Origin of the sequence: Limnobaculum parvum (assembly GCF_003096015.2) — a bacterium.
GTDB lineage: Bacteria > Pseudomonadota > Gammaproteobacteria > Enterobacterales > Enterobacteriaceae > Limnobaculum > Limnobaculum parvum.
Genome location: NZ_CP029185.2, coordinates 661,802 through 675,464 on the forward strand (window position 1 = coordinate 661,802; position 13,663 = coordinate 675,464).

Here is a 13,663-nt window from a genome sequence, read left to right on the forward strand (position 1 = left end):
TATTTTTGATTAATTGATTTTTATATAATAAATAAAATTATTTTTGATAGTATCGTCTGGGATTAGATTTTACTAATCAAAATATATGGATTTTTTAGCACTGAATGATTTTATCCAGTAACGGATTAGTTGTCTGGTGATTTTAAATTTAATAACAATTATATTCTTACATAACGGGGTTTCTATGGCACTTTATCTGAGAGATATTGAACACACGGGCAATAAAGATATTGATTTTTTATTCCATAATTCTGCAACAACAATTATGCCTGTTGATGGGGGAAATACGTATACATGGAGTTTTATTCTACTCGACACAGCGCCTACATATGAGAATCATGGTGGTATTATCTCAAAACCTTTTCAGGACTATATGCGATATGCGACACAGCAGATGAGTAATATTATCAACGTAAACTTCGTAGAAATTGATGGGACAAAAAATCCACCCGGAGATATTCAGGTTTATTCTCCTGCCTATAAACAAGACTATGAAGGTGTCATTGAAAAAAGTTTTTCATCGAGTATTGTTGGGCTGCAATATAAGGACTGGGGCAGAGCAGAGTTAATCTATAATTGGAATACTGCAGGCCATGAACTTGCACATTTAATGGGGTTATCTCATCCATATAAGTGGATAGATGGTAAGAAAGTCTATGATTCGCATTACGAGAATTACAACAAAATAGATACGCTTATGTCATATAACGATACATCGTACTTTGGTAATCGAACATTAGTTTTTGATGATGCAGGAAATAATATAGCTGTAGCTTATAATAGAACTTATGGCATTCACGATATTCTTGTACTGCAATATATTCAGGGCGCTAATAATAATTATAACTCAGGGGATACGATATATACCTATAATCCAAATGATTTAAATTTCTTTGAGACTATTTGGGATGGTGGTGGTAACGATACGATTGATATTTCTGCTTTCAGTAACGGTGCAGAATTGAATCTTAATGGTGGAACACGCAGTTCTATCTATAAAGAAATGAGCGCAGTACAGGAAACACTGAATGCTTATAACGGTAAAAATGCTATTGGTATTGCCTATGGTGCCAATATCGAAAATGCCAACGGTACCCAAGGTAACGATGTCATCTACGGTAATGAACTGAATAATATTATTAATGGTAATCAGGGTAATGACACGCTGTATGGTGGTGATGGTGATGACAGGCTTTCCGGTGGCTCCGGCACCAATGTACTCTATGGTGGTGCTGGTAATGACTATTTGACTTCCCATGGTAAAGATACGCTATACGGTGGCGAAGGCAATGATCGCTACGGGATATATGGTACTGAAAGTGTACGTATTGTTGAGGGTATAAATGATGGAATTGATTCCGTTAATATTTATACCAAAGGTGTTACTAACTTTGTTGCAGCAGAAAACATTGAGAATGTTATTCTTGATACCAGCCTTACTTATAATTCGAGTATTACTGGAAATGACCTTGATAACCAAATTTTAGGTAATAACGGTGACAACATTCTGAATGGTCGAAAGGGGAATGATCGGTTACAGGGGTATAAAGGCAGTGATACCTATATTTTTAGTAAAGGGGATGGGCAAGACTCTATAAGTGAATCACCTAATGATAAAGTATCGGTAACTGATAAAGATATTTTATTGTTTACTGATATTTCATCCAGTCAACTATGGTTTATTAAAACTTCATACAAGGGTTTAGAATCATTAAATATTAAAGTTTTGGGCACCACTGACCAGATTTCTATTGATAATTGGTATAGTGATAATGCCAAGTTGGAACAAATAAAAACTCAGGATGGAGTTATTTTATCAATTGCCCAGATTGAAGCATTAGTTGATATTATGGCGAAGCAGGCCATACCAACCGGAAGTAGTTCCCGCGTTATTAATGATTACCTGATTCAGACTGGTGCTAATAGTAACCAATATACTAATACCATTTATGGTGATGCACAAAATAATATCATTAATGGTGGCGCAGGTGATGACACTATATATGGTGGTGCTGGAAATGATACCATCTCTGGTGGTGCTGGTATTAATATTCTTATTGGAGGTGCAGGTAATGATACATTTATCTCAACTGGTAATGATCAGTTATTTGGTGGTGATGGTGATGATACCTATGAGATATATGGTCCAGAAATCCCAACTATTATCGAGGATGTTAATAGTGGACACGATAGAATAATTCTTAACGTATCAAAAGCTATCGATTTTGTTATGCCTGATAATATTGAAGATCTTAACCAGAATATCTATCAGACCGCCGGTATTAATATTGAAGGCAATAGTCTGAATAACTTTATCAATGGTAATAATGGTAATAATATTCTGATTGGTGGCAAAGGTAACGATGCATTACAAGGCTACCGCGGTAGTGATACCTATATATTTAATAAAGGGGACGGTAAAGATACTATCTATGAATACAACAATAATAATGTACCTGTAACAGATACTGATATTTTGTTATTCAAAGATATTTCAGCTAACCAACTATGGTTTACTAAAAAAACATCTTGGGGAATCACTTCGTTATTTATCAAGGTATTGGGTACTGCCGATGAGATCGGGATAGATGGCTGGTATTCCAATAATGCTAAACTGGAACAAATAAAAACTCAGGATGGTATTGTCCTATCTATTACTCAGGTTGAAGCTCTAGTCGATATCATGGCAACAAAAACTGTGCCTGTCGGAAACAGTTCTTCTGTGATTAGTGATTATTTGGCCCAAACTCATGTCATTTATGGTACTGAAGGTGATGATACGCTGACTAGCCATACTATAGCTAGCACCCTCTACGGTGGTGCAGGTAACGATAAGTTGATCTCCAAAGGTGACGACAAGTTATATGGCGGTGCTGGAAATGATATCTACGAAGTCGTGTATGGATCTAATGTCCAAATTATCGAGGAGCAAAATAGCGGGATCGATACAATACGCTTATTTGCCACCGGACCAATTAATTACATCATGTCGGATAATGTTGAAAGTATAGAGCTGGCAAATGTTCTGAACCGTTATGACACTCAGATCACTGGAAATGCACTAGATAATTTTATCCATGGAGATAACGGTAATAATGTATTTATTGGTGGAAAAGGAAATGATGTATTTTGGGCTGTAGGGGGAAGTGATACCTATATATTCAGTAAAGGCGATGGTCAGGACATCATTAAGGATTATAATGCTTCAGCTGATGATGTTGATGTGTTGTTGTTTACTGATATTTCTGCGAAGCAGTTGTGGTTCACCAAAGATCTGGATCAGGGTATTGGTTCACTGACGATTAAGGTCTTGGGTACAACGGATCAAATCTTGGTAAATAAATGGTATGGACTAAAGTCTAACAATGGTGTGGATTATGACGGAACCAAACTGGAACAAATCAAAACCCAGGACGGTACGGTTCTTACTTCCAAGCAGGTTGAGGCATTGGCCGACATCATGTCCACCCAAACCATGCCAACAGGAAGTCATTCCACCATCATCGATGACTACTTAGCCCAGGCATCTATTATGGCCGCTTAATAGCCATTCTAGCGGATAAAGCAATTTGTTTTATTCGTTTACCAAACAAGCAGCGCACCTCTAAAACGAGCGCTGCTTTTTTGTTTCACCGTATTGGCCGCAGAATAGATATATCAACCGATAATCTCCTGCAAACCCCATCTAAATTTTCAAACTTTTGCGGCATAGCGTGGAAAGTTTTCATTTACTGACTAATTTCGGTGATTGTGCATTGATCCTTTCGCTGTGGATATATACCGTATTGTTACTGTCTGTTGATAAACGCAGACGGGTTTAAAATAGCGAAACCCCGCAGTGGTGGAACACATACGGGGTTTCTGACCACAACGTTATACAAGGTAACAATCATGGCTATTGAGAAGCATACCCAAACTCACCCTGAATTTATATATCACCTTCGATCCAGTTTCAGATCCGGATCGGAAAAACGATCTCCCGTTTCAGCAAGTTGCCTGAAAAGTGGGGGGTGTCATCATGTTTGATCTTGTCGATATCACACCAAACGATCCGTTGGAGTTGGCGGAGCAGTGCATGGCGCTTGCCAGCGCGGTAATTCATATTGATCAGTTGCCGGTAAAAGAGTCATTGCAGTTTATTTTGCATGAAAAGATGGTGGCCTTGTTCAATGCGCTTTACCTGCTTGAGAAGTGATAGCTTCAGATAAGAAAACGGCTTCCTGTTGAGGAAGCCGTCAGCGTTGAGCGGTAGTTATTCAGCTAGTCTGGTGTTACAGCAACAAACTCTTCTACAGGATCCAAATTAATCACCCGATCGGCGCTTTCAATGGTTGAAAGACGATGAGCAATAAAGATGCGCGTGACTTTTAGCGCCGAGATTGCTGCATTAATATGCGCTTCGTTGGCGGTATCAAGATGGCTGGTAGCCTCATCAAGAAATAGCAAACTTGGGCGACGATACAGTGCTCGAGCGATCAGCAGGCGCTGTTTTTGCCCGCCGGACAAACTGCCGCCCAACTCAGTGATCAGTGTTTCGTATCCCATTGGCATACGCATGATCTCTTCATGAATATTGCAATGTTTAGCACACTCAACCACCCAGGCTGAATCTTTTTGCGCTTCAAAACTGGCGATGTTGTCGGCAATGGAGCCAGCAAAAAGCTTGTCATCTTGTAATACACAGGCGATATATCTGCGGTAATTGTTGACGCCGATTTTGTTGATATCAATACCGTTGGCAAGGACTTCCCCCTGAGACGGCAGCAGTAATCCCGCCATCACTTTCATCAGCGTGGTTTTACCAATACCTGACGGGCCAATAATGGCGACGTTTTCTCCTGGTTCTATTTTCAAATTCAAATTAGAAAAGATGGGGGCCGAAAGATTGTCATAACGGAATTCCACATGGCGAACTTCAAAGCCCAGAGGCTGATCCTCAGGGAATACCATATTATTAGGTAAGGTATTCTCTGGTTCAGAGAAGACAATATCCGTTAATCGCTCACTGTGCAGCGACAACATTTTCAGTTCTAACGCCAGATTAATCAGATTGGCAGAACGTTCAGAAAACTGGCCGCGATACGCGTTAAATGCGACGAACATCCCTAGAGTCATATGTCCGTCAATGACCATCGATGCGCCCAGCCACAGGATGACGATCTGATCCACCATGCCCAGCAGGGTATTCATACCGCCAAATACCATATCTAACTTGGTGAGTCGGATATTCGCATTGGTGGTGTCGATATTCAGATTGAGCCAGTATTGTCCCCGGGTTGCGGTCAGGCCAAGGGCTTTCAGGGTGCTGATACCATATAGCGTCTCCATAAAGTGGGAGTTGGCTTTCGCACCTTTAATGATTTGCTCTTCTGATGCCTGCCGATAGTGTTGATAGGTAGAAAGGCGCAGGATCATATACAGTACGGTAAAGCCCAGCACCACCCAGACTAGCCAGCCGCCGTACAGCAACATCATAATAAATACGCCGATGGCCATCAGACTGTCGATAATACTGCTGACTAAATTACTGGTTAGTGTGGTACGAATAGTATCCAGAGAGATAAAACGGGATTGAATATCACCCAGCTTACGTTTTTCAAAGTAAGAGAGGGGAAGTTTCATCAAATGGTCGAACAGACCGGCTTTCCACTGCACACCAACCAGTGCTTCCATCACTAAAGACGTCCAAGAGCGAAGCATACCAACAAAGGTTCGGAACAGAATAAAAAACAGTAAACCCAGACAAATCAGTCCTAGTAGGTCGTGGTCTTCCGCCAGTATGACATGGTCCATGACTAACTGAGTCCCTACGGGGATCAGCAAATTTACCGTTTCGATAACGATGGACAGCGCAAACACCTTAACAAGGAATCCTTTCAGACCCTCGATATGGCTCATCATGCTCCACAGACTTAAACGGCTTGTTTCATTGTAAGGAACAAACTCATTGCCCGGCCAAACTTCTAATGCGACACCGGTGAAATGCTGTGACATCTCTTGTTCACTGACAACTCGACGGCCAAATGCCGGGTCGTGCAGAACAAACTTATTGCGTTTAACCTCAACCAAAACAACGAAGTGGTTTAAATCCCAGTGCAGAATACACGGGGTTTTTAGCTGATTGATCTCGTTAAGATCCAGCGTTAACGCCCGGCTTTTCAGATTAATCTCGGAAGCCGTATTGATCACTACTCCCAGTGTGGCACCGTGGGATGAAATACCAAAGCGACGGCGTAAATTAAACAGGTCGACGTTCATACCATAATAGCGGCTAATCATAGCCAGACAGGCAAGTCCGCACTCAGCCGCTTCGGTTTGCAGAATCTGAGGTACTTTTTTTCGCATGCCAAAATTCAGGCTTTCTAACAGATGGGTGAAAGTTGCCTTATCCATTTACGGGCCCCGTTATACTCTTTTTGATGTCGTAAAAAGGTGAAAGCATCCATTGGTACAGGGGGCGTTTCTCCAGAAACAGGGTGGTTTGCGCTTTCATTCCGCTGGTTAAACGCAGCTCTTTGTTGGCTAACATAAAGTGGTGGCTGTCCAGAGCGACGATAACTTTATAGTAAGACTGATCGGTGCCACCGCCTGCGGCACGAGGCGCGCTGTTGTAGGTGGACATTTCCTGAATGGAGGCAGGTACAGCCGAAACTGTTTGGACAGTTCCCGGAAATTGACCAAATTTCTGATAGGGGAAGGCATCATAGCGAATATTAATGCGGTCGCCAGGCGATACATAAGGCAGACTGTTGTTAGGCAACCAAAGCACTAAATAATAGGCGTTAATACTGGTTGGAATTAATTGTGCCAAGCTATCACCCGGGTTAACCATTTGCCCTTCGGTGACGCTCAGTGACTCTATTTTACCGTCGCTGGGAGCATTAATAATTAACATCCCAGCCGCGTCGGCCTCGGTAAGCTGGCGCTGTAATTCATTAAGTTGATATTGGTATTGTGCAATTTGGTTATCAAAGTCTGCTGCACTGGTGGTGAGTTCACTTTGCAGATTGCTGATCTTCAGGTTTTCCTGAATGATTTGGGTATTTAATGCTTGATATGAGCTTTGCTGTTGGTAATAGAGATAACGCTGGTTGTTAAACTGCTCTTTATTCACCAGACCTTGCCGCTGATATTCCTCATAGTTTTTCATGCTTTGGCGCATCTCTTCCACGCCCTTGGCGGCATTATTGACCAGAGATTGTGACTTCTTATTGGCGTCTTCGGATTGAGCTATTTGCTGTTTTATATTTTCTTGCGTTGCCTGCTTATTTTTTTCCAGCTTGGCAATAATGCCTTCAACGTGAACGAGTTGTTTTTCAATAGCCTCTGTTGTGTGAATAGTGACATTACCCGAACGAGCAATACGACTCACATCCAACTGATATAGGGCCGTACCTTTAGTGACTTCAACGCCAGCATCAACCAACAGCTTTGAAATAAACCCTTGCTGTGGCGCAAAGATATTAATGGCCCGAGGTTGAGTGACTATCTCACCATTAACGTTGATACGGCGAGTATAGTTGCCGAAGGTTAATGATATGATTAAAACGATGACGAAGAATGCGGAGGCACAGGCAATAATCCATGCGGGATAGCCGGTAATCAGTAGTGCGGTACCTGCCCACTTGGCTTTTTGATGTTCTATCGCTTCCTGGCGAAATAAACGACGTTTATCCATGTCTGTGTATCCTGATTGTCGTTTAAGACATCATGGTGATTTAGGCGAAGAAAATAAAAAGTAAAAATGAGAGGCAATAGTGCCTCTCATTGTACTGTAAATAATAACGATTACTTACGAGCGAACAGGCTGCTGATGTTCTTCAGAAAGCTGCCGAATACGCTAATGCTAGCTTCAACAACTTGACCGATACCAGCGCCTAATTTGGTGCCAGCAGCAGTTGCTGTGTTGCCTTTAGTTGCTGCATCAACAACAGCACCGATACCTGTACCTAAAGCTGCACCAGCATCAATAATGAAACCAGCACCAGATACTTCTTCTACTTCATGGTTGTGTAATTCACGCATTGTAAAAATCCTTATTTAAAAGCGATAAGTAAATACTTATTGTTTAATTGATGAGCTAATGCTTATAAATAAGTTTATTAACTAAATCTATAAGATATTGCTTATCGACGGTGATGCTAATAGCTAAAAAGAGGAATGTCAATTAACTGAATTAATTACACGTTCTATTCTAATTCATTTAATTTATTGGTTTTTTTAGAATGTCAATTACATTATTTTTTTATTTTATATATGTCGATTATTCTAATTGCTCATTTGTTTCTTTATATATTTATCATGATGATTTTAATCATAATATTTTATCAATTTTTTCTGTTAATGTTTATTAATGTCTTATGTTAATTTGAAGTCGTTTTATTATCGAGTTAGAAGACCGACTAATTGGCCATATTTAATAAAATGGCAGTTACACCGAATTATTTACAGGGTTCGGGACGGGAATATAAATGTTGTATCGGATTGATGAAATATTGGGATATTTGAATCGTTGTGTGAGCGTACTACATCAAATCAGACTGACCCGTTAGAGGCTCTAGCGAACAAGCGCGCTTTGGATGGGCTGATTATTAGTTTTATTTTTCTGTTGTTAATGTTGTTTCTGCTTGGGGACTACGCGCTTTTTTCTGAGAAAATGTTTATTTTAGCGAGTATAGATGGGATGCTCTATTCATCGAACTGAAAGATCCGTAATCGGCCCCAAATTTTCTGGATATATAGAGGTAAATCAAAACGCATTAAGAAAGGTTTTTACGCCAATCTGCTAAATTCAATATAAATATAGATTCATAAGGAAGCATAAAAAAGGAAAAATGGTGCCCGGACTCGGAATCGAACCAAGGACACGGGGATTTTCAATCCCCTGCTCTACCGACTGAGCTATCCGGGCAGTGGAGCGACATTAAACCGGATTACGTGTCGAAGGTCAAATACTTTAAACCAGTAAGGCTATAAAACTGAGCTAACTGTTTTTTTTTCCACCAGTTCTGTTATTAACTTGATGATTTAGTCAATGTCAGTGAAGCAACATTCGCCATATTTCAGGCTCGGGTTGCTAATCATAATTGGTCAGTAGCCTGTATACTGCACAATCAGAATGATAACAGTAAGTTATTATTGGTGGTGGTTGACGCCTGATTAGCACATTGATGTTAATGCAATATCCGCTAATCTAATCATAATGAAACATCAACAGGCATTTGTCCTGCGCGATATAAGATGGAAACCCATAACATATGACTGATGTACTGCAAATTTTGCACTTGATTGGGCTTGGCCTAGTGTTGCTACTCCCATTAACCAATCCTTTAACGTCGGTGGCACTGTTTCTCAGCTTGAGCGGAGATATGAGCCGTGAAGAGCGTCATCATCAGGCGATGATGGCCTCATTCTATGTGTTTTTGATTCTGGTGATCTCGTTTTTCTGCGGTGAGTTGGTGATGCGGCTGTTTGGTATCTCGATTCCCGGTTTGCGTATTGCCGGTGGGTTAATCGTGGCCTACATCGGTTTCAGAATGCTGTTTCCTCCAGCGCATCAGCCTACGCCAGAAAAGATAGAGGGTGAAGAGGCAAAGGTATTGAAGCCCACCGCTCAAAGTATCGCTTTTGTTCCTATTGCGATGCCGAGCACCGCCGGGCCGGGTACCATTGCGATGATTATCTCTGCGGCATCAACCTGGCATCAGGCTGGTAACTATAGCGCGTGGGTGGTTTATATTACCGTTGTGTTAACGGCTGTCATATTATCTTTGGTACTGTGGGGCTGCTTACGAAGCTCTGATTTGATTATGAAAGTCGTAGGTAAAAGCGGTATCGAAGCTATCTCTCGGGTTATGGGTTTCCTGCTGGTATGTATGGGAATACAGTTTATGATCAATGGTGTATTTGAGCTGATTAAAACCTATCCGGGGACATAATCTATTTAATCCCAAAGAGTTAATTTGTTACATGAGTAACTAATTTGTTTGTTACGGTAAAGGCGCGTTGAAAGCCCCTTTCATGAGCGATACTATAGGCTCACTTTAATCATATTTGTCGATCGGAACGACAAAATAGACCTCAGATAAATACGGGAAGATGTCATGGAGAAGTGTCAACAGTGTGGGAATATGTCGGTAAATGACAACAATGATTGCGTTGTCTGTGATGAGTCGGCATCAGTAAACCCTTATGCAGTTTCTACCGCGATTACCGATAGTTTTCCTATCGATGATATTTCCTCTTCCCCTGAAGCAGAGGAATATTCAAAAATATTTGTTGGTAACAGATACTACTCTTTCTTTCCCTATGGTCGTGACATACCTAAACGCTGGAACTGGGCGGCATTCTTTATCGGCGTATTCTGGTTTATTTATCGCAAAATGTATCTGTATGCTGCGATTTATCTGGGGCTTGGCTTACTGTTGACTGGCATTCAGTCAATGTTGGGCGTATCCGAGATTATTGCTAACGTTATTAGTATTGGAATGGGCGTTGGGGCAGGTATTTGGGCGAATCGTTTGTATAAACAACATATGGATAAGAAGATTGCCGAAACGTTAGCCGTAGCCCAAAAATCAGAAATTATCCCGGCGCTGAAAGCCAGCGGTGGTACCAATCTTGTTGGGGCACTGGTTGCGCTTGGTATTCTGTGTGCCATTATCGCTATGTTGATGTAGGTGATGGGAATTTAACCGATACAGTTCCATCATATTAAAAATGCCGCATACGCGCTGAGGGATCCCCACAAAATCAGCGCTAATAAACCAACACCATACTCTGGTAGGTTTTGGCGAGATGATTAAGAACAGTGCTCAGTACTGTTCGTCTTAAAATTAGCGGTGAGTGTCGCAAGACATTCTCCGCTAATGTCAGATAAGAAATTACCCGCCGCGATTTAATACTGTTGGCCTGGTATCTCAGATGTAACCCTCTATTTTCAGCGTGATAGCCAATAAGCCACAACACTATTGTGCTCAGTGTTGCCAGCAGGCTCAGTACCCTCATTCTGCCCGCCGAACGGCTGTAACTGGCTCGCAGGCCGAACCCAAAGCGTTCGCTTTTCTCATCCCGAAAGTTCTGCTCTATCTGCATACGACGACTGTATAACTTCATGATTTCACGTGGCTTAAAATCATTCGTGTTGCTGAAAATAAGCCAAGGTTCTCTTGCTGCGTTACGGGCGTCATTTACCTGTGAAAGCCTTGTGGGTCGGCAACGGGAACGTTTGTAGTGCCTCCCTTTTGACGCTTTTTTATGAAGGTAAAAATGACCGTCACACCGGGCATATTCGGCCCGCGCAAGCGTACCCGGCCCCAGATATTCTGGTTTGCTGCTGGCCTGTAATTCCTGACGCCTGAACCAGTATTCTCCTTTGCTGTCTAGGCGCATCTGAATATTGCCTCTGACACGGCCGATAAAATCCCATCCGAGTGACTGGATATGCCGGAACCATGCATTCTGAAAGCCTGCATCTGTAACGATAATAACCCTGGCCTTTGGGTTCACGGCTCCGGCAAGGGCATCAAGGAAAGCTTTCTGTATCTGTGAGTTCTGCTGTTTTTCTGAGGAAACAATCCAGCTTAACAGGGGAAGTGAACGTCCGTCACAAAGCAGACTGGCACGAAGCACATGATATTGCTGAGAAGGATAACCGCTCCAGTCAACCGCAATAACACACAGCGATAATTTTTGGGTCAGCATGGTGATAATACCTTTGAAAATAAGAGGGATATCACGATGAAGTGATTCATTACCCAGCAGACGGTCAACTCGTTTGATTTTATTTTTGACCTGAGCCGCACCGGGTAAATAACGGCCAATACTGGTCAGCGTCAGTGATGCACCGCTGATTAAGGCAATAGTGGCATCCAGCAGAGCATTTTGTCGGTATTTGTGAGATGGGGATAGAGCATCGCGGAAAAACTTCTGACATACTTGGTAAACAGGCATAGAGGTGATCTCATTGAATTGATAGCACAATCAGTAGATCACAAAACTCTATGCCTGTCTTTTTTTACCTGCTCATTACTGGGGATTCCTCAGCGCATACGCGGCATTTTTAATGGTAGCGATATCTTTAGATCAGAAAAAATATCACCGTCAGTATCAGGAACAGTGGTATCAGAATACCGAACGACCACTTCATGTAGCCAAAAAAGCTTGGCATCGCGATACCGCTTTGAGTGGCAATACTCTTCACCATAAAGTTTGGTGCATTACCAATGTAGGTTAGCGCACCCATAAACACAGAACCCATCGAGATTGCCAGCAGCGTTTGCTGTAGTGGCCCCATGAGTGTAGTGGCATCACCGGCGGCCAGATTAAAGAACACCAGATAGGTCGGTGCATTATCCAGAAATCCAGACAGTGCACCGGACAGCCAGAAGTACATAGCGTTGATGGGTGCGCCCTCGGGATCGGAAACGATGGCAACCAACCCGGCCATATGGCCTTCTTGTCCTGCCCGCAGGATAGCCAATACCGGGCCGATAGTAATAAAGATACCGGCGAACAGCTTGCCGACTTCCAGAATCGGTTCCCAGCTAAACTGATTGGCAGAACGAACCTGCTTCGCGGTTAATATCATCGACAGTGCGGCAATCACCAATAGCAGAATGTCACGAGTGATGTTCTGCAATTCTATATGTACACCCAGCACGGAGAACGCCACGGCAGATTTCCAGAAACCGGAGAGTAAAACGCTGCCAACTACCGCTAACAGCAGAATAAAATTAAATTTACCGTACAGGCGTAATTTAGAATCAGGCGTTGGATCGTGCGCTTCAATCTCGTCTTCACGCTTGTAATAGTGGCTGTCTACCAGATAGAACAGCGTAAGCAATACCAGCGTACTGATTAAAACTGGCAGCAGCATATGCTTGGCAGTCCAGAAAAAATCGACGCCTTTCAGAAAACCGATAAACAGTGGAGGATCGCCTAGCGGTGTAAGCCCTCCGCCAATATTCGCCACCAGAAAAATGAAGAAAATAATCACGTGCACTCGATGTTTGCGATTATCGTTTGCTCTGATAAGAGGGCGGATCAGCAGCATGGCTGCACCCGTGGTTCCCATCAGCGAGGCAAGAATCGCCCCAATGGCGAGTAGAGCCGTATTTAGCTTAGGCGAACCGTGCAGGTTACCTTTAACTAAAATGCCGCCAGACACGGTAAACAGGGCGAACAGCAAGATAATAAAAGGAATATATTCTGCCAGAATGGCGTGGGACACTAATCCTATACTGGTGCCCATGCCGAAAGTGATGGTAAATGGAATAAGAAACAGCGCTGACCATAAGGCGGTGATTTTACCGAAATGGTGATGCCAAATAGTTGGGATCAGCAATGGACACAGTGCAATCGACAACAGAATACCAACAAATGGAATACCCCATCCCAGACTCAGTGTTGAACCATCAATATCTGCAGCAAAACTGGCGGCAGGTATCATCAAGCCAGACAAAAGGCATAATAGTTTGAATAATAGTGGACGGGACATTAGCGGTTGCTCCGGTAACCAACATATCAAAGTGAAAAAAAGTTTCAGTATTTGAGCAAATATCAGGTGCTCATGTCAAAGTACGTGATACTCCCGGCGTTTACTGGTGAAGGATATAGTTCGTTAATCATAACAATTGGTAAAATATATGACTTGATGAGATGA

General features: G+C 42.3%; 9 protein-coding genes and 1 tRNA gene. 4 read left to right on the forward strand and 6 right to left on the reverse strand.

From position 1 onward, the window contains the following. Positions 1–184 precede the first annotated feature (184 nt). Both HYN51_RS02335 and HYN51_RS16255 read left to right on the forward strand, forming a co-directional pair. Positions 185–3,544 (forward strand): calcium-binding protein, encoded by a 3,360-nt coding sequence (locus tag HYN51_RS02335; protein WP_108901369.1) that lies wholly within the window; start codon positions 185–187, stop codon positions 3,542–3,544. A 474-nt stretch (positions 3,545–4,018) separates the two neighbouring features. Then, positions 4,019–4,195, forward strand: coding sequence for a hypothetical protein (locus HYN51_RS16255; RefSeq protein WP_157952961.1), 177 nt, complete (start codon positions 4,019–4,021; stop codon positions 4,193–4,195). Between the two features lie 65 nt (positions 4,196–4,260). Here the strand turns inward: HYN51_RS16255 and HYN51_RS02340 are convergent, their stop codons facing one another. The 4 genes from HYN51_RS02340 to HYN51_RS02355 all read right to left on the reverse strand — a co-directional run bounded on the left by HYN51_RS02340 (position 4,261) and on the right by HYN51_RS02355 (position 8,911). After that, complete coding sequence (locus tag HYN51_RS02340; protein ID WP_108901370.1) at positions 4,261–6,393, reverse strand: peptidase domain-containing ABC transporter; 2,133 nt, start codon at positions 6,391–6,393, stop codon at positions 4,261–4,263. After that, the gene (locus tag HYN51_RS02345) at positions 6,386–7,678 is read right to left on the reverse strand and encodes an HlyD family secretion protein (RefSeq protein WP_108901371.1); all 1,293 of its coding nucleotides are present in this window, start codon (positions 7,676–7,678) and stop codon (positions 6,386–6,388) included. The genes HYN51_RS02340 and HYN51_RS02345 overlap by 8 nt, the downstream gene beginning before the upstream one ends. Before the next feature lie 110 nt (positions 7,679–7,788). Beyond that, positions 7,789–8,025: a hypothetical protein gene (locus tag HYN51_RS02350; RefSeq protein ID WP_108901372.1), complete on the reverse strand. Its 237-nt coding sequence runs from the start codon at positions 8,023–8,025 to the stop codon at positions 7,789–7,791. 810 nt (positions 8,026–8,835) lie between these two features. Next, positions 8,836–8,911 (reverse strand) — tRNA-Phe (locus tag HYN51_RS02355). Between the two features lie 346 nt (positions 8,912–9,257). On the opposite strand from HYN51_RS02355, the gene HYN51_RS02360 reads away from it, so the two are divergent. Then, complete coding sequence (locus HYN51_RS02360) at positions 9,258–9,938, forward strand: MarC family NAAT transporter (protein WP_108901373.1); 681 nt, start codon at positions 9,258–9,260, stop codon at positions 9,936–9,938. Between the two features lie 165 nt (positions 9,939–10,103). After that, positions 10,104–10,679, forward strand: coding sequence for a DUF2628 domain-containing protein (locus HYN51_RS02365; RefSeq protein ID WP_108901374.1), 576 nt, complete (start codon positions 10,104–10,106; stop codon positions 10,677–10,679). A gap of 79 nt (positions 10,680–10,758) precedes the next feature. Here HYN51_RS02365 and HYN51_RS02370 read toward each other — a convergent pair whose 3' ends face one another. Together HYN51_RS02370 and HYN51_RS02375 are read right to left on the reverse strand one after the other, a co-directional pair. Then, a complete protein-coding gene (locus tag HYN51_RS02370; protein WP_108899754.1) occupies positions 10,759–11,952 on the reverse strand; it encodes an IS4 family transposase in 1,194 nt (397 codons plus the stop codon). 127 nt (positions 11,953–12,079) lie between these two features. Continuing rightward, a complete protein-coding gene (locus HYN51_RS02375) occupies positions 12,080–13,498 on the reverse strand; it encodes a sodium:proton antiporter (protein WP_108901375.1) in 1,419 nt (472 codons plus the stop codon). Positions 13,499–13,663: the final 165 nt, after the last annotated feature.